Consider the following 21,964-nt stretch of genomic DNA (forward strand, 5'->3'; position numbering starts at 1 on the left):
CCGCTCCTACCTCAAGGCCAAAATTGTATCGAAGGTTTCATTGGCCGCTTGCATCACTCGAGACGACGCCATGTACGCTTGTTGAAACTTCATCATATTTGCCGCTTCTTCATCCAAGTTAACCCCCGAAATAGAAGCAATACGCTCTTGAGCCGCTTCTTTCTCTAAACGAGATACGTCAGTTAACTTAGAGGCAGTCGACAACTTAAGACCTACATTGGTATTCAGGTCGTGGTAGATATCGATAACGGTCGACTCACCGTTATTTAAATTCTTATCAGTTTGGATATGCAGCATCTTACGCAAGTTGCCGTTATCACCTTCAGAAGGCACTAAGTTAGCGGTAAACTTATCGTTAGGTAATGCACCATCGGATAACTTAAAAGTTGTACCTTGTACCGTTACGGGGCCATTTGGCGGATACGCCTGTGGTTGCTGCAACACATTACCTTGAGTATCGGTCACCGCGTATTGTTGGCCATCTGGAGAGATCACCACTTCGAACTCTTTCAACGCGCCAGCGGTTTCAATTTCAAACTTAGCTTGGCCTTGAGCAAATGTGGTTGATGCCTCATAGCTTTGGGCGGCAATTTTTGTCGGATCTAGGGTGGCAAGCTGAATTTGACCAGCCCCAGAACGTGTTGGACGAATCAATACACGCTCACCAACCGCTAGGCCGTTGCTAATTTCAATACGTAAGCCATCAACCTCAATCGCATTGTTTGATACCGTTGCCAGTGAACGATCACCGTCAGGATGAGTGATAAAGTAATCACTGCCATCGTATTGCAAAGAGTACTCACCGGTTTTCAACTGATTAACATCATCGATGTAAACCGCTAAATCAGCTTGCGATTGTGACTTTGCCACTACGCGTGATTTTGCCGCTACAATATTGTTCACGTCAGTGAATAGCTCACTACCGACATTGCCTTTTAGGTCAAGACCTTGGGACTGTAGGTGGTTCACTTCGTGAGAAAAGGCAATCGACAACTTACCCAATTCATCCATCAAGTAAGGGATTTTCTCATCACGCATATCAAGCATTGCGCCAATTTTGCCGTCCATATCACGACTGGTGATTGGCTTAATGCCTTGGCCTTCAATCATTGCTAAGCGTTTTTGCTGCGCATCAGGAAAGCCATCCACTATAGCCAGTTGGCTAGCTTCAGTACCCGAAACAAGAGTATGGCCATTACCGATATGTACGTTAAAACCTTCGCGGTTAGTACGTGGGGTAACAGTCACCTTAGTGTATTCCGATAACTCTGCCACCAGCTTTTCATGGGTATCCATAAGGTCGTTATGCGGCCCTGGTGTACGCATCATCAAGCGGTGAATATCGCGAATTTCAGTACCGATCTGGTTAATACGCTCGACGCCAAGCTCAAGCTTTTTATTAGCCACATCATACTGACGGCGCACATCCTCATGCATGTCATTAAGGTTCTGCGCAATAAGCCCTGCTTTTTCCAGCACGACTTTACGTGAACCAATGTCATTTGGACTATCGGCCAAAGATTTAATCGAATCGAACCAAGTATTTAAGTTTTCTGGGATTTTCTGCGCGGCAACAGATGACAACAAACCTGACAGCATTTGCAGGTCTTCTTCAGAATCCACTTTATTCGCGTAGTTGGTAGTCGATAGGTTTAGCTCGTTAACGGCAAACTGATCCCATGAGCGGCGAACATTTTCCACATGCACACCCATGCCATAGGTTTGACCACCAAACTGGCGCGGGGAGTTGGTCCCTTGTATTACAGATTGGCGACTATAACCCTCTGTATTTACATTGGAAATGTTGTGACCTGTGGTGCTGAGTTGTCTCTGAGCCGTTAATACACTTTGTGTACCTAGATTCAGAAGATCCGACGCCATATTGCCCCCGAAAACCTAATAAAATCAGTCGAAACTGAGTAACTGATTAGTTAAAAGCAATATGTGTGCCAGAGATTAAAGAAAGAGACTTAGAAGAGATTTTACGGCGTGTGGAAGATAGAATTATGCGCGTATCAACAGCGAAAATTAATTATTCGCTTTAGATACAAAACGAAGAATGAAAGTTGCCCTTCATTCTTCGATACGAGATTAGAGAGAGTGGTTCACTCTGTCGATTACATCTGATCGATCTTCGCTTTGACTCTTAATACTTTGTCCGCGTATTGAGGGTCTGTTGCATAGCCCGCTTGGTGAATCCCGCGAATGAACTGCTCGGAATCTCCGCCATGACGAAGTGCAGTGGTATAGCGTGGGTTCTCATTTAAGAAGCGAACATAATCATTAAAGCTCTGCTCATAATTTTGATAAGCACGGAAAGCCGCTCTCTCTTTTACTGGTACACCTTGGTGGTATTCCAACGTTTGTGTTGCCACTTTGCCGCCATCCCAGCTCTTATCCGCTTTGATGTTAAATAGGTTATTGCTGCTGCCACGAGTATTCGCCACCATTTTCTGGCCCCAACCGGTTTCAAGTGCCGCTTGAGCAAGTAGTAGTGAGGAATCAACCCCAAGGGCACGTGCTGCTTTTTCCGCGTATGGCTGCATTGAAGAAACAAATGATTCTGGTGAATCAAAGTTAGCTTCAGGCTTAGATGAACGACGAGTTCGAGCAACTTCCGGCGCTTGATAATCAGGATTAGCTTCACGTGCCGCTTGTGCGTGACGCGCGCGATCGACTTTTTCCATCAAATGAGAGAAATCGTCGTTACGGTTTTTCGCGTTCTGGTTTTCGATAGAGCCAGTACTGAGCTGAGCTACAATCATGTCGGCCAAACCAAGCGAGCCCGATGCACTCAGTTCACTCGACATTTGATCATCCATCATTTGGCGATAGAACTGCTGGTTTTGACTGTCCATCAAACCCGACTCAAAGGTGGAGTTGGCATCACGCATAGATTTAAAAAGCATTGAAGTGAAGATCGCTTCAAACTGTTTCGCTGCCGCATTCAGTGCCGCTTGCTCACTGCCCTCTTCACCATTAACCGCTTGCTGACGTAACTTGTCTAGGCCCGCAATGTCGTGGATAAAGCCGATGTCATTACCGTTATTAATCATGCTTATCCCCTTAAATGATGATCAGTTGGCCTTCAATGGCCCCTGCTTGCTTAAGCGCTTGCAAGATTGCCATCAAGTCAGATGGTGCTGCGCCGACTTCGTTCACTGCGCGAACAAGATCATCAAGCGTTAAACCTGGCTCAAACTTAAACATTTTGCCCTGCTCTTCTGACACTTCGATATCAGAATCAGGCACAACCACAGTTTGGCCTTGGCTAAAGCCATTTGGCTGACTGACGTTTAAGTTTTCTTTAATCGCAACCGTCATACCACCATGGGTCACAGCCGCTGGTTTTAAGCGCACATGCTTACCGACAACAATCGTGCCGGTGCGAGAGTTAACAATAATTTTGGCTGAGCCTTCAGCGGGATTGAACTCTAGGTTTTCAATTGCAGAAAGAAACGCCACACGTTGGCTTACGTCACGTGGAGCACGTACTTTTACTGACGTTGCATCCACCGCTGACGCCATTTGTGGGCCAAGAAAATTGTTTACAGCATCAGCCATGCGCTGAGCCGTTGTGAAATCTGAATCAAGAAGGTTAAAGGTGATGTAGTCACCACGGCTAAACGGCGTTGGAATTTCGCGTTCTACCATAGCACCATTTGAAATCATGCCTGCGGTTGGGTTATTACCGACAATCTTTGAGCCATCAGCGCCAGTCGCACTAAAGCCACTTACGACGAGATTACCTTGCGCTACGGCATACACTTGACCATCCAAACCTTTTAGCATGGTTTGCATCAGTGTGCCGCCACGTAGGCTTTTTGCAGAGCCGATAGAAGAAACGGTGACATCAATAGATTGACCTTGCTTAGAAAAAGCAGGTAGTTCAGCGGTTACGATAACCGCTGCAACGTTTTTGGTTTTTGGCTTAGTGCCCGGTGGCAACTGAATGCCGAAGTTTTGCAGCATGGCATTGAAGCTTTGATCGGTAAACGGAGTTGATTCACCCGTTCCCGGTAGGCCTGTTACCAAACCGTATCCCACAAGTTGGTTACTACGTACACCAGCGACTTGAGCCACATCTTTGATTCGCGCTGCTTGTGCCGATGTTGCTAACAACATCATGCTGGTGATTAGGAGAAACACTTTCTTCATGGGATACCTTTATTTAACTCGGTGCCAAACTTTCGGCTTCAAATTGAATTAAAGGGATACATTGAAGAATCGTGCCAAGAATCCAGGCTCCTGCATATCTTTTTGTGTACCCGTACCTGAGTAACGAATTCGAGCATTCGAAACACGGTTTGAAGCAATGGTGTTATCGTAGCTAATATCATCTGGACGAATCGTTCCACTAAGGCGAATGTACTCATCACCCGTGTTCAAAGTCAGCCATTTTTCACCGCGAATCACAAGGTTACCGTTCGCTAGCACTTCAATGACTTCTACGGTAATCGAACCAGAAATGCTGTTACTTTGGTTAGCCGCAGCACTGCCGCTGAATTTGTTGTCGTTGGCTAAGTTGTACGAGAAGTTGTAATCGCCAACGTTAAGTTGCTGACCACCGACCTCTAATGGGTCCATAGTTGCCGCATTATTTTTTGACAGATCCGCATCGGCACTTTTTGCCGCTTTGGTACTTTCGTCTAAAGTGACGGTAATAATGTCACCCACACCACGCGGTTTTGAATCGTTGTACAAGCTGCTCGTTGATGCGGCGCTAAACAGAGAGCCCGTTTCCGCTGCATAGTGTTCAGGCTGATGCTTTGGATGAATCGGCGCCCATGCAGGATCGCCCGCCACAGGATCGGTACGGCCACGAAGGGTATCAATAATACCTGAGCTATCATCACCTGATTTATCACCTTCAACAGCATCTACTGTTGTCGTCGCTTCCACGACATCAGGAGCTTCAACCGGTGGCTCAAGCATAGAACAGCCAGACATTAGCGCTATAGCAATCAGAGTCAGTACGCGATTCATGGGATTATCCTCTTAATTAGCTTATAGCTGTTGGTTAACAAAGCTCATCATCTTGTCTACCGCAGAGATAACTTTAGAGTTCATCTCGTAGACACGCTGAGCTTCAATCATGTTAACCAACTCTTCTGTTACGTTAACGTTAGATGTTTCAAGCATCGATTGGCGAATATCACCAAAGCCATCTAAACCCGGAACGCCTTCTTGTGGGTCACCACTAGCACCTGTCGGTAGGTAAAGGTTTTGGCCAATTGGCTCTAGGCCACCTGGGTTCACAAAATCTACTGTGGTGATCTGACCAACGACTTGGTTATCTTGTTGGCCACGGATACGCACTGACACCTCACCATCAGTACCGATAGTGATGCCGATTGCGTCTTCTGGAATCGCAATTTCAGGCTCAAGTGCATAGCCCGCACCTGAAGTCACAATTACACCTTCATCGTTAACGGTGAACTGACCATTACGGCTATAACCGATGTTGCCATCAGGCATTAACACTTGGAAGAAGCCATCGCCTTCGATCATCATATCTAGGCTGTTAGTTGTGGTTTGCGCGTTACCATTGGTGTGTACTTTTTGCGTTGCCACAACCTTAGAACCTGCACCTAACATAAGACCAGTCGGTAGCTCAGTGTTCTGTGAAGACTGACCGCCCGCTTGGTTAATATTTTGATAGAACAAATCTTCAAATACTGCGCGGCTCTTTTTGTAGCCGACAGTCGAGGCGTTCGCCAAGTTGTTCGAAATGGTTGAAATGTTGGTTTGCTGAGCGTCTAAGCCAGTCTTACTTACCCATAATGCCGGATGCATAACAATCTCCTAAAATCTATTAGCTCGAACGAAGTAGAGAGTCAGACGCTTTGTCCATCTCTTCCGCAGTGCTCATCATCTTGACCTGCATTTCAAATTGACGCTGTAAGTCAATCAATGCGGTCATTTCACCAATCGCGTTTACGTTACTTCCTTCGATTGCGCCCGTGAGCAGTTTTACACCGGCATCCGCTTCGTATGCCGTATTAGGATTCTTTGCACGGAACAAGCCGTTTACGTCTTTGAATAGTGATTGATTATCTGGGCGTGAGAGTTTGATGCGATCGACAACTTCCATTGCGTCAGCAGGCGCACCTTGAGGAACAACGGAGATCGTACCATCGTTGCCAATTTCAACTTTGCTTACTGGAACAGGTACCGTAATTGGCGCACCCGTTTCACCGAGTACGAGATCACCCGTCCCGCTGACTAACATGCCGTTTGGATCGATTTGTAGATTACCATTACGAGTTAAACCTTCTTTGCCGGTTTTATCGAGCACTGAAATCCAGCCGTCACCTTGAACGGTAACGTCTAAATCACGGCCAGTGGTAATTACACTGCCTTGTTGGAAATTATGGCCCGGACGTTCTGTCATACTGAACACGCGGCTTGGTAAACCTTCGCCGTATGCTTGCATAGAACGAGCTTGCGCCAAATCAGCACGGAAACCCGTGGTACTGACGTTTGCTAAGTTGTTCGCTCTGAGCTGTAGCGCCTGCATATTCTGCTTGGCACCGCTCATGGCAAGAAACAGTGAACGATCCATAATTTGCTCCAAAAATCACAATTCGGACAAAATAAAGCAATAGGCGTGCCAATATTTTTAAGCTTTATTTTTCAAAAGCTTAAATAAAAAATGACAAATATTGAAGAGAAATAGAGAGAGTACTGCCGCTCTAATGGCAACAGAGGCAACTTGGGTTTTGCCGCCAAGTTGCCATCCAGATGAAGTGCTTTAGATCTCTGCTGAGAGAATTAGCGAATCTGTAGAATGTTTTGTTGTAGCTGGTTGTGAACCTCTAGAGAACGCGAGTTCGCTTGGAAGTTACGCTGAGCTGAAATCAAATCTACCAGTTCTTGAGTCATATCGATGTTCGACTGTTCTAGCGTACCGTTGTTAATCGTACCGAACGAGCCTTTATTCGATTCACCCCAGATCTTATCGCCTGAGTACTGAGTAGAATCCCATTGCGTACCACCTTTCTTATCAAGGCCTTGCTCATTAGGTACACGCACAAGAGCGACGCGACCTAAAGTGATGTTCTCACCGTTTGAGTAAGTACCTAGTACGCTACCTTCTTCATCGAAGTCAATCTTAGTTAAGAAGCCGGTTGTTGCGCCATCTTCATTGAATTTAGTCAATTCAAACGGAGCAGCAAACTGAGTGGCTGAATCTAAGCTAAATGACAGTGTTTGGTTAACATCTGCACCGTTCATCTCAACTGGGTTAGGACCCAAGCCAAGAGGATCAGTCACGATGTTATTGCCGTTGTTTAAACTCGCCAAAGTACCATCATTGTTAAACTTCATTGTATGACCTACGTGACCCGTTGGCGTAGTCGCATCACCACCAGTAATGTTTACCGGCTTCTCGCCAGTTTTATCCGTCACTGTGTAGTAGGTTTGCCACGTGTTAGGCTGGTTCTGGTCTTTCAAGTAGTACGTAGTCATCTTGTAAGACTGACCCATAGAGTCATAGATTGTTGAAGACGTAGAGCGGTTGTACGTTTCAGGATCGGTATGGTCAAACAGAGCAGGATCTTTAAGGTCGCCGTTAGCTGGAAGGTTAACACCTACCTCAATGTTCGCGGTCTGTTTTGGCTTACCAAACTCAGCTGGAATGTTAATTGGAGATGGCTCATAAGAAAGCACTTCACCAGTATCCTGATTTACTTCATAACCCAGTAGGTACTCTTCATTAGAAGTTACCATGTAGTTATCTTTGTTCAGGTGGAAAGCACCGTTACGAGTCAGCTCATTCTGTTGCGGAATCAAACGCTCTTTTGCTACTGCAAAGAAACCCGTACCTGATACACGCAAATCCATTGGGTTATTGGTGTAAACACTTGAACCTTCATGGAACTGCTGTGCAACTTTGTTTGCCTGTACACCTTGACCCGGAGTGGTCTTAGCGTTGGTAAACAGTGAGTTTGAGTAAACATCACCAAACTCGGCACGCGACTCTTTAAAACCAAACGTGTTGGCGTTCGCAATGTTATTACTGGTTGTATTCAGATCTAACTGAGCGGCAGATAAACCGCTTAAAGAAATATATGACATTCCAAATTCTCCTATCTAGCTTGCGTCGTTACGCTTTGCCAACTTCTAGTACTTCAGCAAGTCGAACTGGCGACTCAAAGCCAGCCAGATTGAGCAGTACGTTACCATCACCTTTACCAAGAAGAACACTATTGACGTTTGCGTAAGTCGAAACCTCAAATTCTTTGCTCTCCCCGTCTAACAAGCCCGAGGCTTTCACCTTGTACTTGCCAGCCGGCAATGAGTTACCGTTTTCATCTTTTCCGTCCCAAACCACTTTGTTATCACCTGCTGGTTTAGCCCCTACTTCAAACGTACGAACCAATTGGCCCATCGCGTTCTCTACGCGGACAAACATGTTGTCTACGTTTTCAGGTAGCTTAACCATTGCAGACATACCTTCACCCGCAGGTTTAACACCTGCCGCACCCGGAACCAATACATCACGGCCCACGAGGGTTGAAGCTTGCAAGGCTTGGTTTGAAGTCATTGACGAGTTCAACGTATCGAACTGATTATTCATCTTGCCAATGCCATCAACGGTGGCAAATGATGCCATTTGCGCAATCATCTGGTCATTGCTAACCGGCTTAAATGGGTCCTGTTGAGATAGCTGCTTGGTGAGCAACGATAAGAAGTCCTCTTGTTTAAGGTCTTGCTTACCCGTTGTTTCATCAGGCTTTTTGTTATCTTGCAGGGATTTAAGCTGGTCTACATAGGACAAGCCGCTTTGACCAACGTTGTTAATACCGGCCATACGTTACCTCCTTATCCTTATTGACCCATCTGCAGCGTGCGCAGCAGCATTTGTTTACTTGCATCTGCTAATTGCACATTCGTTTGATATGAGCGAGAAGCAGAAATCATATTGGCCATTTCTTCCATTACGTTAACGTTCGGCTTGTAGATAAAGCCTTCGTCATTCGCTAGTGGGTGATCCGGGTTGTACTCCGCGTTAAGCGGTTTATCACTTTCAACAATACCTAACACTTTCACTGGCACGGTATGGTCGCGGCCATACTTTGCCTTACTTAACTCTGCACCAAATACAGCATGACGCGCTTTGTAAGTGTCTTTCGCTGAGCTAGAAACACTGTCGGCATTCGCCAAGTTGCTTGAGGTAGTATTTAGACGAACGGATTCAGCACTCATTGCAGAACCTGTCACATTGAATACGTTAAATAAGCTCATCTAATTATTCCCCTTTGATTGCTTTGGTTAAGTTCTTGAATTTACTTCCTAAGAAGTCGAGTGATGCTTGGTGTCTGATTTGGTTTTGCATAAACAAGTTACGCTCTAAGTCCACATCTACCGTGTTGCCATCACCGGTGTCAGGTTGAGTCGGAAGTCGGTAAAGTACTTCCCCTGTCACTTGTGTAGAGGCAGGGATATGCCGACCATCAGTACGGCTAAGACCAACGCTTGCCCCTGATGTTGCCGCCTGCAACGCCTTTTGGAAATCCATGCCTTTCGCTTTGTAACCCGGCGTGTTTGCTTGCGCGATGTTAGAGGTAATCACCTCTGCATTGCGCTCACGTACACCCACCGTGTGCTGGTGAATGCCTAATGCCTTGTCAAAAGAAATAGCCATGTTTGCCTCTATTTAAGAACTGACCGTTATTATCAAGTAATAAAGCAATATGTGTACCAACTTTTAAGACCTGACCCACACGATAACTTTATCGTTTTGAATACAGCAATAAATACGCCAACTTTCGGCTGTAATTCGCAATAGTTGATCATGACCCAAAAGTGAAAGTGGCGTTTTGGAATGTCTTATTCATTATAGAAGAGAGGAAGGAGGGGGAGCCAAAAGGCAGCGAGGAAGATTTAGACAATAAAAAACCCAGCGCTAGGCTGGGTTTTACAATCAAGACTTCAAGTATTACTTAAGCTTGTAAATAATACCTGGGTTACAGCGAACCATTTCAAAACGGTCAGTCAGGCCAGTTAGTGATTCTGAAGCACCTAGTAATAGGTAACCGCCTGGGTTTAAGCTGTTTGCCATCTGATTCAGTACTTTAGATTTCATCTCTGGCGAGAAGTAAATCAGTACGTTACGGCAGAAGATAACATCAAATTTACCCAGTAGAGCGTAGCTGTCCATCAAGTTTTGTGGACGGAAGTTCACCAAACGCTTCACGTTATCTTTAACTTTCATACGACCTTCGCCAGCATCTTCAAAAAAGCTACGGCGACGTTCTGGTGACAGGCCACGACCTAGCGCTAGATTGTCGTACACACCTGCGCGGCACATATCCAGCATGCTTGCTGAAATGTCTGTAGCCGTGATCGATACGTTTGGCAGCATACCTGGCTTACGTTGCTGTGTTTCAAGCACAGTCATTGCCATTGAATATGGTTCTTGACCTGATGAACTCGCAGCAGACCAAATTTTAATTGGACGCTTGCTTGCAGCTACCTCAGGTAAAATTTTATCGGCTAAAACGGTAAACGGGTAGCTATCGCGAAACCAAAGCGTTTCGTTAGTGGTCATTGCATCTACAGCTGCAACGCGCAATTCGCGGTTACGACCGGTGATCACATCACGTAGCAAATCAGAAAGTGAACCGACTTTAAATTTAGTCACCAAAGGGCTTAGGCGGCTTCGAACTAAATATTGCTTACTTTCCCCAAGTACGATTCCGCACTGGGATTCCAAAAAGCGGCTGAAATCACGATACTCTTGATCGCTTATAGTTATCGCTGTCATTAATTTCTCTTTATTCTGCTGTAAGCGCAGACTTTACTGCATTACCAAGCTCATCTGGGTTGAATTTCGCGATGAAGGAGTTGGCACCTACACGCTCTACCATAGCTTGGTTAAATACACCACTCAACGAAGAGTGAAGAATAACATAAAGATCTTTTAGATCCGCGTGGCGACGAATTTCCGCTGTCAGTGTATAACCATCCATTTCTGGCATTTCGATATCTGAAATCACCAGTGAGATTTGATCGTAAATGCTGCCTTCCGATGCCATTTCTAGCAACTTCTCATAGGCTTCTTTACCATCTTTAACAGAAACTACTTCAAAACCAATCGAAGTAATTGCACGTTCTACCTGCTTACGCGCGACGGTTGAGTCATCGGCAATAAGAATGCGACGCACAATTTGTTTTTCTTCTTGAGCTTGAGCAATTTCTTCGCCGATATTGGCATCCATGGTTTCATCCACAGGAGCAATCTCAGCAAGGATTTTTTCTACATCGAGAATTTCAACCAATTCATTATCGATGTTTGTTACCGCTGTTAGGTAGTTCGCTTTGCCTGAACCATCTGGTGGCGGAAGAATCGCCTCCCAGTGCATGTTGATAATGCGCTCTACAGAAGTTACCAAGAATGCTTGGATAGTACGGTTGAACTCAGCAATAACGACAAACGCTTTATCGACATCAGTTGTAGGACGACCACCAATAGCAAGGCTTAGGTCGATAACTGAAACAGTATGGCCACGAATATGAGCAACACCCTTAACAAGCGGATGAAGATTCGGCATTGAGGTGAGTTTTGGACACTGTAGAACCTCTTTTACCTTAAATACGTTAATACCATAACGTTGACGACCCATTAGGCGAAACGTAAGGAGTTCTAATCGGTTTTGACCGACGAGTTGCGTACGCTGATTCACAGAATCAAGAATACCCGTCATAAGCTCATCTCCATCTCAAACTTTCATGTAAAAAGTGATAATCTAGTACCGGCAATGAAAAAACCAGAGAAACAGCATGATGTATTCTAAACCATATCTGTCTTATTTTTCCACAACCTATATTAGGTTTTTTGTAAAAAGAATTTTTAACCTTATCGGCGTTGTGCTCGTATTCTTTAGTTTTTCATCAATATCTGCAACACCTGAGCAAATAGAGACAATTCAACGTGCCGCTGAGCAATATATTGTCGACACTGTCGAGCCACCGTATGGCGGTACTTTAGAAGCAAAAGCTGCGAATATTGATAGCCGAGTCTTTGCGACCGACTGTCCCGCACCATTAATGACGTCTTCTTCGTCAACTAACCCGAACGCAAGCAATATTACCGTATTAGTTGCATGTAATGAAGACGATTGGAAGCTATATGTTCCAGTGCGTCTTGTTCGTTCGGGCCCGCAAGTCGCGCTTGTCACTCCTTTGAGCCGAGGGCATATCATTTCCCCTCACGACGTCACCATCAATATGGTAGACTTGCAGCGCTTAAGGCGGCAAGGTTTTTCCTCAATTAATGACGTTGTTGGCGCAAAAGTTAAAAAGAACTTACGCGCGGGTGAAGTTATTGAGCAAAATGATATTTGCGTAGTGTGCCGCAATGAAACGGTAACAATCAAAGCAAATAAGTCTGGTATGACCATAACCACTAAGGGTGTGGCGTTATCAGATGGCTCACATGGTGAGCAGATAAGAGTGAAAAACAGCAAATCCAATCGTATAATTGAAGCAAGAGTCACCGGAATTTCTGAAGTATCGGTAACGTTTTAACTTTAATCATTCGGAGACATGAAAAAATCCTAAAGTGTTGTGCATCTCTGCCGATATGGACAGTACAGGTTTTTCTAATCATTAAAAGGCTTTCATAATGGCAGGTATAGACAATATACGTTCAGGACAGACCCTTACGACTTCCACGCGCACTGCAGCGCGTAGCGAAAGCTCGTCGGCAGGCTCTTCGTCTTCAGCAAAAACATCACATGCGCAGCAAGATGCGGTATCGCTTAGCTCTGAAGGTAGAGCGGTAGGTGAAATGCACTCACAAATGGCCAGCCAGCCTGCATTTGATCAAGCAAAAGTTGACGCGATCAAAGAAGCCATTGCGAACGGTTCATACACAGTTGACCCAGAAAAACTGGCCGACAATATGATGCGTTTAGAAAAAGAGCTTGGCGGCTTCTAAGTTAGTATCCTGATATGGCAGCACTCAAAGGCTTAGTTGATTTTCAACTGCAAAATGCCATTCAACTTTCTCAACTGCTTGAGAAAGAGAAGCTCGCTATTACCCAAAAACAATCCAAATCTATAGAAACACTCGCACTCGAAAAGGTAAAACTGATCGAGCAGCTGCAACAAACTGATCAACGTATCGCTCGCCACCCAGAGATTGAAAGCCTGAAAACCGATCCTGAATTAAGCCAACTGGTAGAGCAGATACAAACAACGGTCACGCAGTGTAAAGAAGCAAATCTAGTCAACGGACAAGCGCTACAACGCGCTCAGTTGAGCTTCAATAAACTCAATAATCTAATGCAGCAAAGCCAAGGGAAACTTGGCATGACCTATACGGCAGAAGGTCAAACCCGCAATGTTTCTACTCTAGGCACAAATCTCAAAGCCTAATTTAAAAATCCCAACAAAAAAGAGCGGCAATGATTGCCGCTCTTTTACTATTCAATGTATACAAGATTAGAGAGTTGTCTAACGTAATTAGAACAAGGTTTGCTGACGCTTAGCTGGTACTTGTTGCACTTCACCGTAATCGCGTAGCTTATTCATTTTCTGAATATCTAAACGCAGCTCAGTTACGTAATTGTCGCCCGCTTTATAACTGCGAACCACTTCTGCACCGCGAATCACACCGTCTACCGCTCCCGAGGTATGCTCTGTGCCTAAACGTTGATCTTGCAGATCCGCTCGGCCACTCACTCGCATGCCATAAACTTGTTCTGCCAGTTCACGGTAAGCATCGATTTTCGATGCTCGCATGGCGCGAACTTGCTTCTCTTCTTCATTGCGGCCTTTTTGCTCGCTAATGCTCGCATAGCCAACTGCGGTTAACCAATCATCAGGACGCATCTGAGATAAAGGCTGGCAACCTACCATCGCCATTGCAACCAAGAGTAGTAGTAACTTTTTCATCTTGACTCCTATGGACGTAAAATCACAGTGTAAGGTTGACGAATTGATGGGTCTGAACGAATCAATACACCATCTTGAGTTCGAATGCTGTTCAACGTATCTAGATCACGACCAATTCGGTCAGCTGGCAAGAAGCCTTGTGCTGTTGCCACAACCACTCGCGATTGCATACCAACTACACGGGCATTAACCAATACACCGCCTTCTTGACGAAGCATTGTGCCGGTTAGCACGTATTGTATGTCTTGCTCTTTGGCTAAATCTTTCCAGTCACGGCTCATCGCAAAGTCACCTTGGTTGGTCACTTGGATATTACCTGTGGTTTTGAAATCCACCACTTTAAAGCCACGACGCTGGAACTGGTGAATAAAGCCTTCAGACACTGAGTTGCCTAACCAGTTCGTTGCATCCATGTTTTGTAGATCAACAAACGAGGTTACCGCTATCGGTGTGCGCGCCGACACGCTAGTGTTCGACACCACAAGATCTTCTGTCATACTCTCAATAAAGAAATCTAGGGTATGACGTGGGCTATCCATCAGCATAAATTGGCTGCCTGGATACGGTTCTTTACCGTTGTATATAGGGGCATAGGCGCAGGCAGTTAGGAAAACTACTGGCACTAAAGCTAACCATTTTTTCATTCTCTAATCTCCGATACATTAAGGCGCTGCCGCTGCACTTTTTTCTCTCTGTAAAAAGTGGAACAGTCCTTGCTTTTCTAATGTTGCATACATTCAGAAAGGCAATGCCTAAATCAGCTGAGATTAACTAAGCAAAATCTGTACCCAATTGGAAAATACACCATGAAAAAAACGATTCCCGCTTTACTTTTAAGCCTAGCGACTTGCCTGACCGCCCCGTCAGCATTGGCTGCATGGTATGAAGTCACGGGTACTGCCACTGTGGTTGCATCTGAGGATTCCGCTCGTTTGCATGCTCTAGAAGACGCCATCTATAAAGCTGTCAGTTTCTCAGGAGCGGATATTGGCAGTATTTCAAACCTCAGTCCTTTGCTAGAAAGCGAACGTAAAGAGTATCAATTTACTAACCATGAAGTCCGCTACATCATGGTTGAGCAGGAAAAAGTACGTAAGAACGTTATGTACGTTAAAGCACGTATTGACATTTATCCGTCGGCAACAGGTTGCCACGTAGATCAATATAAAAAGACGTTTTTGATCGGTAATGTGGATTTGGAGTCACCGCAACAAGCGGTAATGGGGCAAATTTATGGTGTTGGGGATGATTTTGCAGAGATTATTAATCGCCAACTGGATCAGCAATCGGCCAGCTTTGTTTCTGTAGGTACAACCGATTACGACATCGATAAGCGTAACCCTGAACGCATCAAAATGATCGCACAGGATACAGGTGCGCAATACGTGATTGGCGGCAAAATTAACGACCTAACCGCCACCGTTGAGCAGAATCTAATTAAAGACGATGTAATCAACCGCCAATTTGCATTAGAAATGACGGTGTTTGATGGTAAAACCGGCAATGAAGTATACACTCGAAATTACCGCGAGGTTGCCCGTTGGCCATTCCCTAAAACCAGCCAAGTTGATACTAAAAGCGCGCGCTTTTGGGCATCGACTTACGGGGAGATGATGTTACGTGTAAGCCGCAATATCATGCTCGATCTTGAATCTGAAGTGTCTTGTAAAATCACTTTGCCAGAAATTGTGGCGAAATGGGGCAATGTCATCACTATGGATCTCGGTCGTATTCACGGCGTACAAGAAGGTGACAAGCTGCAACTTTGGCATACTGGCTCATTCATTGATCAGCGCGGCCTACCACGCAATAAAGTCACCGAAACCGGTATTACCCTGACGGTTTCTCGCGTGTATGAAAATGAAGCAGAATTGACCATCGATCAGCCTGAGTTACTAAGCAGTATTCAAATCGGTGATGTGATGCACAAGATTGTGCCATAACAAACCTCGATATATTTGTGCCATTGAGTATCATGAGCGCACATTATCGATGTTTGATATAAGCTCCCGTGGCACAGCTGGATAGCGCGATCCCCTCCTAAGGGATAGGTCACAGGTTCGAATCCTGTCGGGAGCGCCATCTGATTCCAAGCCCTAATCGCAAGATTAGGGCTTTTTCTATCTTAGCGCCTAGATTAACGAATCTTAATTTTTCCAAAACCCTTCATAAAGGTCATTTTCGCTATGCTAATCAGCGTCACCTTAAGTCCGTTGCTTGGTCAGCATTTAAGCGCATTCGTTGCGTTTGAGTAATGGTGAAGTTAAGACTTATCTCTGATGAAACAGCGGTTTACCCCCTAAACCGTACTAGGCTCGCATTAGTCACGCGAGCCTTTCTTTTTTCTGTTCCCAAATTCTTATAGCACGTTAACATGTACGCCTTGCATGGAGATTAATAAGTGAAAATTTTAATCATTGAAGACGACACCACCACACGTGAGTTTGTCGCGAAGGGTCTACAAGAGCACGGCTATGCCGTAGACCAAGCCGAGGACGGCAAAAAAGGGTTAATGATGGCGCTCAGCAGCGAGTACCAATTGATTATTCTTGACCGTATGTTGCCTTACCTAGATGGCATGAAAGTGCTGCAAGCTATTAAAGCTACAGAGCAGCATATTCCGGTACTCATTCTTAGCGCAATGGACAGCGTTGAAGATCGCGTTGATGGCTTGCAAGCCGGCAGCGATGACTACCTTATCAAACCTTTTGCTTTGGCAGAGCTTATTGCGCGAGTGGATATCATCATCAACCGCACTAAACGCAATGCCGTTGCACCAAACACACTGAACTACGATTGTTTGAGTGTCGATTTACGTGCCCATCGCGCCACTTGTAATGACCAAGAACTCGCACTGCAACCGAAAGAGTTCCAACTGATCCAATATTTCATCGAACACTCAGAGCAAGTCGTATCACGAATGAGGTTGTTCGAAGCGATTTGGAGTTACCACTTCGATCCGAAAACCAATGTCATTGATGTGCACGTCGCCAATTTACGCCGTAAACTCGAAGACGCCGGATGTTCTAATTTACTCCATACGGTTCGAGGGGCTGGGTATGTCCTTCGTCGATGACTATTCCCTCTCCCGATCATCCATATTTAAAACGCTGATTGGCCTTTGCACCTTAGTCACCATTATCAATGTAATTGTGATTCGCCAAGTTTATATCGATTCCGATAACTTTCATCGCCAGCGTTTAACCGATCAGCTCAACGATGAAATTCTTGAGTTTCAATATGCGGCGCAGCAAAGTAAAGCGGAAGTGGAAAAGCTGCTCGAAACCAAACAAGCCACCGATGCACCGTTTAGGTATCGTCTAATTGAGCACATGGAGCCAGTTCAAAGCAGTAACTATTATCCGATTAACCAACTGAAAAGTGGCGCTACTAATATTAGCGTTGGGCACTTTCACCAGTTAGAGATCGGCATTGATGAAAACATACTGCAAGCGTATCGAGAGGCATTAATACCTTTAGTAACCTCAGGTGTTGTACTCCCTAGTGCGATTATGCTTATTGCGGCACTGTTTTTTACTGTACTGATCTTGCGTAGACTAGAAATGGTCAACCAAGCGATGAACCGCGTGCTGTGTGGCGAACGCGAAGTAAAACTGCCTGTATCTCGCCAAGATGATGAGTTTGATATTTTGGCCATCCACCTCAACTACATGATTGAGCAAATGGCAAAAAATGAAGCCACTCTAAAATCACTCACAACTGGGCTTGCCCATGATATGCGCACGCCTATGGCTCGCTTAAAACTGAGGCTAGAAGAAATCCTCTCTCAAGATGATCAACTTAACGACCAGCAAAGAAACCAATTCTCAGCCTGCCATGATGAGCTTGAGCTAATCCTATCGCTGTTCAATAGCATGTTGGAAATCGCTAAGCTTAATAGCGGCCAGACCAACATCAAATCAACCAGCGTTGAATTAGGCAAAATTGCACGCGATGCACTTGAGTTTGTAACGCCGCTCGCTGATCAAAAGCATCAAGCCCTCTCATTACGAGAAGACCAGCCTTGTATCCTGTCTGGCGATCCCTCTTTGCTGTTTCGCGCAGTCTTCAACTTATTAGAAAATGCAGTGAAGTACACACCCAACCAAGGGAAGATTGAAGTGATCATCGATCAGCTCGGTGTAACCATTGCCGATAATGGAATCGGTATTAGCGATGAAGATAAACTGCATGTCTGCCAACCTATGTATCGCGCAGACAAAAGCAGAACAGAGCAAGGTAACGGGCTTGGCCTATCGCTTGTTGATGCCGTGGTGCATCGTCATAATGCACAGCTTATTTTAAGAGACAATAACCCTGGCCTACGCGCCCGTATCTATATTGATTAGCCACTATCTATTGGGCGATGAACCATTGCCCTCCTTCCTCTCCGCACCTTCTCCTTGCATGATTGCTCGTTCACGACAACCACTAAAGACAAGTATATTCCTCACTTTAGTTACTCTAAGTCTTTATACGTAAACCCATGAACCTTTTGGTCGTGGCCTATCCTCTGAGCGTCTAGTTTTAAAGGTTTAGATTACCCGATCAAAAAAGCCGAGCACTAAGGCTCGGCTGAAGGAGTCGAAAGGGTCAAACATTAATGGCTAGGTAGCGCCACGCCTGTTAGGTCTTCCGATGCTGGGATTTGTTTCATCTCATGAGCGATTTGCTCAGCTTGTGTACCTACAATCACTTGTAAGTTGTTTTCGCCAATTTTAACCACACCCATTGCGCCAAGAGCCTTCAATGTTGCTTCATCGGCAATCGAGACATCTTTAAGAGAAAGACGCAGGCGAGTAATGCATGAATCAATACTGGTTAAGTTTGCGTGGCCACCTAGTGCTTTTAGATATTGAGCGGCTTTCTCACTCGTACCTACTGCAGCGACTTCTGCTCTATCAGCATCTTCACGACCCGGAGTTTTCAAATCAAACTTGATGATTGCGAAGCGGAATACTGAGTAGTAAATGACAGAGAAACATAGACCTTGCAGGATCAGCATGTACGGTTTCATTGCTAGAGGTAGGTTGAATGACAACACAAAGTCAATCAAACCGCCACTAAAGGTAAAGCCCGCAATCCACTGCATGCTTGCCGCGATGTACATAGAAAGAGCAGTCAAGGCTGCGTGAATCACGTACAGCACTGGAGCAACGAACATGAATGCGAATTCAATTGGCTCAGTTACACCCGTTAAGATAGCTGTAAACGCTGACGCACCTAAAATACCGCCAATTTTCTTTTTATTTTCTGGTTTAGCACAGTGGTACATAGCCAGACACGCCGCTGGTAGACCGTAACCCATTACAGGGAAGAATCCGCCTTGGTAAATACCTGTTACACCTAATTCACCCGTACCAGACCAGAATTTAGAGATATCGCTGATACCAACTAAGTCGAAGATAAATACTTGGTTTAGTGCATGGTGTAAGCCAACTGGAATTAGTAAACGGTTAAAGAAGCCGTACAGACCTGCACCCGTGGCACCCATTTCCGAAATTGCGATACCGAAATCAACTAGCGATCCGTAAACAACTGGCCATACGTAAACCATGATCAAGCTAATACCAATAGCCGCAAAAGAAGTGACGATTGGTACAAAACGACGTCCGCCAAAGAAACCCAGTACCGCCGGTAGCTGGATGTTATGGAAACGGTTATAGAGCGTCGCCGCCACAATACCAATCAAAATACCGGTAAACGCACTTACCGCTGCACCAGAGGCAATCACTTGAGCTTGGCTCATTTGATCAACCGGAACACCTGTAATTTGCGAAATTACCGCCACATTGCCGACTATCATTTCGATAATAAGCAGACCTAAAAGGCCGGAGAGTGCTGCCGCACCGTTATTGTCTTTCGCTAGACCGTAAGCAACGCCTACTGCAAATAACCAAGCTTGGTTGTCCATGATGCCTTTGCCACCAAAGACCAAAATTGTTGCTAATGTGCTGTTTGCACCCCAGCCAGCAGGGTCAATGGCATAGCCTAAGCCAAGCATCAAACCACCAGCAGGAAGCACAGCAATTGGTACCATTAAGGCTTTACCAATTTTTTGCAGATATCCAAGTATGTTCACCTTAGTTCCTCGTCTTTATTAGTTTTCAATCTTTTACTGGACGTTACCTGTCCAGCTTTTCCCCGTTTGAAATACTAATCAGCGCAGAATTAAGGTTGTCTTGTGACTTGATTAACTTTTATTAATATTGCGCTTTTTCGAGACAGCGGCTGGCAAAAATCAGACCGAGTTCAATTTTTCACTCTGGAAAATAGGACGTTAGAGCGATGTGGAATGTGAAGGGAAGCCATTTATGGGCAAGAACTCAAGATTGAACTATCTTTATTGAGTATTAACGCTTTAAAAATAGTCAGACTTTGCTTAACCTTTAATTAATAATAAATATATCACTTATAACTATGCCAAAGAGCAACTTAATCACCAATACTGGACATCGCTTTATCTCCAAAGCTAAGACCGCCTACAAGATTCATATCCATACGCCAGACGATACGGTTTTGCACCGCTCGGTTGGCTATATCAAAATGGGCGAGAAGAAAGGCCTCAAAAAAGCCATCAAACTGCGCAATGAATTAGGCAGTGAGATGTGGGGGCGTTTTTGGCGTAAGCTACTTAAAGACCCGTATTTGATGACTCGCTTACCCCACTCTCTTGAACCGAAAATCATCTACAAACCTAGACCAACGAAGGAAAACCCTGAGGCCAAAGACGAATGCTACATAGCAGCATGGCGTAATTATGATGAGAACGGAAAACTGATCTATCGTAGTGTGGTTTGTTCTATTAAAAAACATGGCCGCCTCGGTGCCTACAGCAAAACCAAAAAAGCGTTACTAGAAGCAAACAAAGAGAACCTAGAAATATTAGAGTTTATGGGCCGCCTAAGTAGCATCGATTTAAAATAGTCTCGGCCATGCTCTAATACATAAACTCCAACTACATAAGCTCAAACAACGAAAAAGCCTCGCCAATCATAAACTGGCGAGGCTTTTATTATGCTGTTCACTTTTTATTGCTGAACTTGATACTCAAACTCAGGGATTGTTACATCAACACGGCGGTTTTGCGCACGGCCTTCACGAGTGCTGTTTGACGCGACAGGGTTATCTTCACCTTCACCTCTCACACTAATGCGCGCAGGATCGATACCTTGATTAGCTAATGCATCCGCCACAGCTTGTGCACGCTTCTCAGACAATATTTGGTTATACTCAGCAGCACCTGACGAATCGGTATGCCCTACAACTTCAACCATTGCTTGCGGAAACTCCATCAATAGCTTAACGAATTCATCCAGCTTAGCCGCACTTTCAGCTTTAAGCTCTGAGCTGTTAAGCGCAAAGGTTTCAGTATCCAGAAGTGACGTGGTAAAGGTTTTCGTCATTACGACTGGCTCTTCTACAACGACCTCTTCCACCATTTCTTCTTCTACCACAACCGGCACAGGTGCTGGCTCTGATTGACCAAACTCATACACAAAACCTAATGTCACCGTGTTACCGATCATACGACGGACATTATTATTCATATCGGTTAAAGATTGGTAATCGAGACGAACAATACCGTTTTCCATCGCTTTATATTCAAGCCCTAGGCCAACCATAAATGATGCATCATCTTCATCACCAATATTGACATAGGCACCACCTAATTTACTAAAGAAGTTAAATTGGTCGTTAATCGGAGCGGTAAACTTAGGTGCAAGAGTAAAAGCATCAATCTTGTCATCATTTAAGCCTGCGGCAGTAAATTTACCTAAATGATCATAACCTGCCTCAAGGGATATAAAATCCCACACATGAAATCCGCCTAGAACACCAAAAGTAACATCCTCAGAATCACAAGATTGCCCATTGAAGCATTCATTATCCAACCAGGACTTACCAACTTTTGCACCTAAATATGGGTTTGCTAATGCTCCGCCAGCTGCTAGGCATAGCGATGCTGAGATTACCACTGCTAGTTTCTTCATCATGAAATCCTTAATCCATCTTTTTACTTGAGCAAGTTGTTATGCCAATCCGGCAATAAACTTGG

At 45.0% G+C, this 21,964-nt stretch carries 23 protein-coding genes and 1 tRNA gene; 8 read left to right on the forward strand and 16 right to left on the reverse strand.

Annotation, left to right across the window (positions count from 1 at the left end):
* Positions 1-6 precede the first annotated feature (6 nt).
* From flgK to MU515_RS04185, 12 genes are all read right to left on the reverse strand, one after another.
* Complete coding sequence (gene flgK / locus MU515_RS04130) at positions 7-1,881, reverse strand: flagellar hook-associated protein FlgK (RefSeq protein ID WP_260259075.1); 1,875 nt, start codon at positions 1,879-1,881, stop codon at positions 7-9.
* 236 nt (positions 1,882-2,117) lie between these two features.
* A complete protein-coding gene (gene flgJ / locus MU515_RS04135; RefSeq protein ID WP_260259076.1) occupies positions 2,118-3,056 on the reverse strand; it encodes a flagellar assembly peptidoglycan hydrolase FlgJ in 939 nt (312 codons plus the stop codon).
* Between the two features lie 10 nt (positions 3,057-3,066).
* Positions 3,067-4,158, reverse strand: coding sequence for a flagellar basal body P-ring protein FlgI (locus MU515_RS04140; RefSeq protein WP_260259077.1), 1,092 nt, complete (start codon positions 4,156-4,158; stop codon positions 3,067-3,069).
* A 48-nt stretch (positions 4,159-4,206) separates the two neighbouring features.
* Positions 4,207-4,986: a flagellar basal body L-ring protein FlgH gene (gene flgH, locus MU515_RS04145; protein ID WP_260259078.1), complete on the reverse strand. Its 780-nt coding sequence runs from the start codon at positions 4,984-4,986 to the stop codon at positions 4,207-4,209.
* 21 nt (positions 4,987-5,007) lie between these two features.
* Positions 5,008-5,796, reverse strand: coding sequence for a flagellar basal-body rod protein FlgG (flgG, locus tag MU515_RS04150; RefSeq protein ID WP_260259079.1), 789 nt, complete (start codon positions 5,794-5,796; stop codon positions 5,008-5,010).
* A gap of 19 nt (positions 5,797-5,815) precedes the next feature.
* A complete protein-coding gene (flgF, locus tag MU515_RS04155) occupies positions 5,816-6,565 on the reverse strand; it encodes a flagellar basal-body rod protein FlgF (RefSeq protein ID WP_260259080.1) in 750 nt (249 codons plus the stop codon).
* A 209-nt stretch (positions 6,566-6,774) separates the two neighbouring features.
* Positions 6,775-8,079, reverse strand: coding sequence for a flagellar hook protein FlgE (gene flgE, locus MU515_RS04160; protein WP_260259081.1), 1,305 nt, complete (start codon positions 8,077-8,079; stop codon positions 6,775-6,777).
* 28 nt (positions 8,080-8,107) lie between these two features.
* Positions 8,108-8,815 (reverse strand): flagellar hook assembly protein FlgD, encoded by a 708-nt coding sequence (locus tag MU515_RS04165; protein WP_260259082.1) that lies wholly within the window; start codon positions 8,813-8,815, stop codon positions 8,108-8,110.
* A 17-nt stretch (positions 8,816-8,832) separates the two neighbouring features.
* Positions 8,833-9,249, reverse strand: coding sequence for a flagellar basal body rod protein FlgC (flgC, locus tag MU515_RS04170; RefSeq protein ID WP_260259083.1), 417 nt, complete (start codon positions 9,247-9,249; stop codon positions 8,833-8,835).
* Between the two features lie 4 nt (positions 9,250-9,253).
* Positions 9,254-9,649 (reverse strand): flagellar basal body rod protein FlgB, encoded by a 396-nt coding sequence (gene flgB, locus MU515_RS04175; protein ID WP_260259085.1) that lies wholly within the window; start codon positions 9,647-9,649, stop codon positions 9,254-9,256.
* A 294-nt stretch (positions 9,650-9,943) separates the two neighbouring features.
* Positions 9,944-10,771: a protein-glutamate O-methyltransferase gene (locus MU515_RS04180; protein WP_260259086.1), complete on the reverse strand. Its 828-nt coding sequence runs from the start codon at positions 10,769-10,771 to the stop codon at positions 9,944-9,946.
* A 10-nt stretch (positions 10,772-10,781) separates the two neighbouring features.
* On the reverse strand, positions 10,782-11,711 hold the full coding sequence (locus MU515_RS04185) for a chemotaxis protein CheV (protein WP_260259087.1): 930 nt from the start codon (positions 11,709-11,711) through the stop codon (positions 10,782-10,784).
* A 76-nt stretch (positions 11,712-11,787) separates the two neighbouring features.
* On the opposite strand from MU515_RS04185, the gene flgA reads away from it, so the two are divergent.
* The 3 genes from flgA (at position 11,788) to MU515_RS04200 (ending at position 13,386) form a co-directional block, all read left to right on the forward strand.
* The gene (gene flgA, locus MU515_RS04190; protein WP_260259088.1) at positions 11,788-12,534 is read left to right on the forward strand and encodes a flagellar basal body P-ring formation chaperone FlgA; all 747 of its coding nucleotides are present in this window, start codon (positions 11,788-11,790) and stop codon (positions 12,532-12,534) included.
* Positions 12,535-12,631: 97 nt separating this feature from the next.
* The gene (gene flgM / locus MU515_RS04195) at positions 12,632-12,946 is read left to right on the forward strand and encodes a flagellar biosynthesis anti-sigma factor FlgM (protein ID WP_260259089.1); all 315 of its coding nucleotides are present in this window, start codon (positions 12,632-12,634) and stop codon (positions 12,944-12,946) included.
* A 14-nt stretch (positions 12,947-12,960) separates the two neighbouring features.
* Complete coding sequence (locus MU515_RS04200; protein ID WP_260259090.1) at positions 12,961-13,386, forward strand: flagella synthesis protein FlgN; 426 nt, start codon at positions 12,961-12,963, stop codon at positions 13,384-13,386.
* Positions 13,387-13,473: 87 nt separating this feature from the next.
* On the opposite strand, the gene flgP is transcribed toward MU515_RS04200, so the two are convergent.
* Positions 13,474-13,905 carry a flagellar assembly lipoprotein FlgP gene (gene flgP, locus MU515_RS04205; RefSeq protein WP_260259091.1) on the reverse strand — a complete coding sequence of 144 codons (432 nt, stop codon included), beginning with the start codon at positions 13,903-13,905 and terminating at the stop codon, positions 13,474-13,476.
* An 8-nt stretch (positions 13,906-13,913) separates the two neighbouring features.
* Positions 13,914-14,549, reverse strand: coding sequence for a FlgO family outer membrane protein (locus tag MU515_RS04210; RefSeq protein ID WP_260259092.1), 636 nt, complete (start codon positions 14,547-14,549; stop codon positions 13,914-13,916).
* A 162-nt stretch (positions 14,550-14,711) separates the two neighbouring features.
* Between MU515_RS04210 and MU515_RS04215 the strand changes: the two genes are divergently transcribed.
* From MU515_RS04215 to MU515_RS04230, 4 genes are all read left to right on the forward strand, one after another.
* A complete protein-coding gene (locus MU515_RS04215; protein WP_260259093.1) occupies positions 14,712-15,848 on the forward strand; it encodes a flagellar assembly protein FlgT in 1,137 nt (378 codons plus the stop codon).
* Positions 15,849-15,910: 62 nt separating this feature from the next.
* Positions 15,911-15,987 (forward strand) — tRNA-Arg (locus MU515_RS04220).
* A 319-nt stretch (positions 15,988-16,306) separates the two neighbouring features.
* Positions 16,307-16,981, forward strand: a complete 675-nt coding sequence (locus tag MU515_RS04225; RefSeq protein ID WP_260259094.1) for a response regulator transcription factor — start codon at positions 16,307-16,309, stop codon at positions 16,979-16,981.
* Entirely contained in the window at positions 16,965-18,254 is a 1,290-nt protein-coding gene (locus MU515_RS04230; protein WP_260259095.1) for a sensor histidine kinase, read from the forward strand. Before MU515_RS04225 ends, MU515_RS04230 begins: the two co-directional genes overlap by 17 nt.
* Positions 18,255-18,505: 251 nt before the next feature.
* Here the strand turns inward: MU515_RS04230 and nagE are convergent, their stop codons facing one another.
* Positions 18,506-19,987 carry an N-acetylglucosamine-specific PTS transporter subunit IIBC gene (nagE, locus tag MU515_RS04235; protein WP_260259096.1) on the reverse strand — a complete coding sequence of 494 codons (1,482 nt, stop codon included), beginning with the start codon at positions 19,985-19,987 and terminating at the stop codon, positions 18,506-18,508.
* 338 nt (positions 19,988-20,325) lie between these two features.
* On the opposite strand from nagE, the gene MU515_RS04240 reads away from it, so the two are divergent.
* A complete protein-coding gene (locus MU515_RS04240) occupies positions 20,326-20,832 on the forward strand; it encodes a Fe3+-citrate ABC transporter substrate-binding protein (RefSeq protein ID WP_260259097.1) in 507 nt (168 codons plus the stop codon).
* Positions 20,833-20,936: 104 nt separating this feature from the next.
* Here MU515_RS04240 and MU515_RS04245 read toward each other — a convergent pair whose 3' ends face one another.
* Positions 20,937-21,899: an OmpA family protein gene (locus MU515_RS04245; protein WP_260259098.1), complete on the reverse strand. Its 963-nt coding sequence runs from the start codon at positions 21,897-21,899 to the stop codon at positions 20,937-20,939.
* Positions 21,900-21,964 lie beyond the last annotated feature (65 nt).

It is taken from the genome of Vibrio intestinalis (assembly GCF_025195085.2).
Lineage (GTDB): Bacteria > Pseudomonadota > Gammaproteobacteria > Enterobacterales > Vibrionaceae > Vibrio > Vibrio intestinalis.

Bases quoted from the DNA above. Each gene is read 5' to 3' on its own strand.
- flgB (WP_260259085.1), bottom strand. From the start codon at position 9,649: ATGGCTATTTCTTTTGACAAGGCATTAGGCATTCACCAGCACACGGTG.
- MU515_RS04215 (WP_260259093.1), top strand. From the start codon at position 14,712: ATGAAAAAAACGATTCCCGCTTTACTTTTAAGCCTAGCGACTTGCCTG.
- MU515_RS04140 (WP_260259077.1), bottom strand. From the start codon at position 4,158: ATGAAGAAAGTGTTTCTCCTAATCACCAGCATGATGTTGTTAGCAACA.
- MU515_RS04230 (WP_260259095.1), top strand. From the start codon at position 16,965: ATGTCCTTCGTCGATGACTATTCCCTCTCCCGATCATCCATATTTAAA.
- flgH (WP_260259078.1), bottom strand. From the start codon at position 4,986: ATGAATCGCGTACTGACTCTGATTGCTATAGCGCTAATGTCTGGCTGT.
- flgF (WP_260259080.1), bottom strand. From the start codon at position 6,565: ATGGATCGTTCACTGTTTCTTGCCATGAGCGGTGCCAAGCAGAATATG.
- flgK (WP_260259075.1), bottom strand. From the start codon at position 1,881: ATGGCGTCGGATCTTCTGAATCTAGGTACACAAAGTGTATTAACGGCT.
- MU515_RS04165 (WP_260259082.1), bottom strand. From the start codon at position 8,815: ATGGCCGGTATTAACAACGTTGGTCAAAGCGGCTTGTCCTATGTAGAC.
- flgA (WP_260259088.1), top strand. From the start codon at position 11,788: ATGATGTATTCTAAACCATATCTGTCTTATTTTTCCACAACCTATATT.
- MU515_RS04185 (WP_260259087.1), bottom strand. From the start codon at position 11,711: ATGACGGGTATTCTTGATTCTGTGAATCAGCGTACGCAACTCGTCGGT.
- flgJ (WP_260259076.1), bottom strand. From the start codon at position 3,056: ATGATTAATAACGGTAATGACATCGGCTTTATCCACGACATTGCGGGC.
- MU515_RS04200 (WP_260259090.1), top strand. From the start codon at position 12,961: ATGGCAGCACTCAAAGGCTTAGTTGATTTTCAACTGCAAAATGCCATT.
- flgM (WP_260259089.1), top strand. From the start codon at position 12,632: ATGGCAGGTATAGACAATATACGTTCAGGACAGACCCTTACGACTTCC.
- flgG (WP_260259079.1), bottom strand. From the start codon at position 5,796: ATGCATCCGGCATTATGGGTAAGTAAGACTGGCTTAGACGCTCAGCAA.
- flgP (WP_260259091.1), bottom strand. From the start codon at position 13,905: ATGAAAAAGTTACTACTACTCTTGGTTGCAATGGCGATGGTAGGTTGC.
- flgC (WP_260259083.1), bottom strand. From the start codon at position 9,249: ATGAGCTTATTTAACGTATTCAATGTGACAGGTTCTGCAATGAGTGCT.
- MU515_RS04180 (WP_260259086.1), bottom strand. From the start codon at position 10,771: ATGACAGCGATAACTATAAGCGATCAAGAGTATCGTGATTTCAGCCGC.
- flgE (WP_260259081.1), bottom strand. From the start codon at position 8,079: ATGTCATATATTTCTTTAAGCGGTTTATCTGCCGCTCAGTTAGATCTG.
- MU515_RS04245 (WP_260259098.1), bottom strand. From the start codon at position 21,899: ATGAAGAAACTAGCAGTGGTAATCTCAGCATCGCTATGCCTAGCAGCT.
- MU515_RS04210 (WP_260259092.1), bottom strand. From the start codon at position 14,549: ATGAAAAAATGGTTAGCTTTAGTGCCAGTAGTTTTCCTAACTGCCTGC.
- MU515_RS04240 (WP_260259097.1), top strand. From the start codon at position 20,326: ATGCCAAAGAGCAACTTAATCACCAATACTGGACATCGCTTTATCTCC.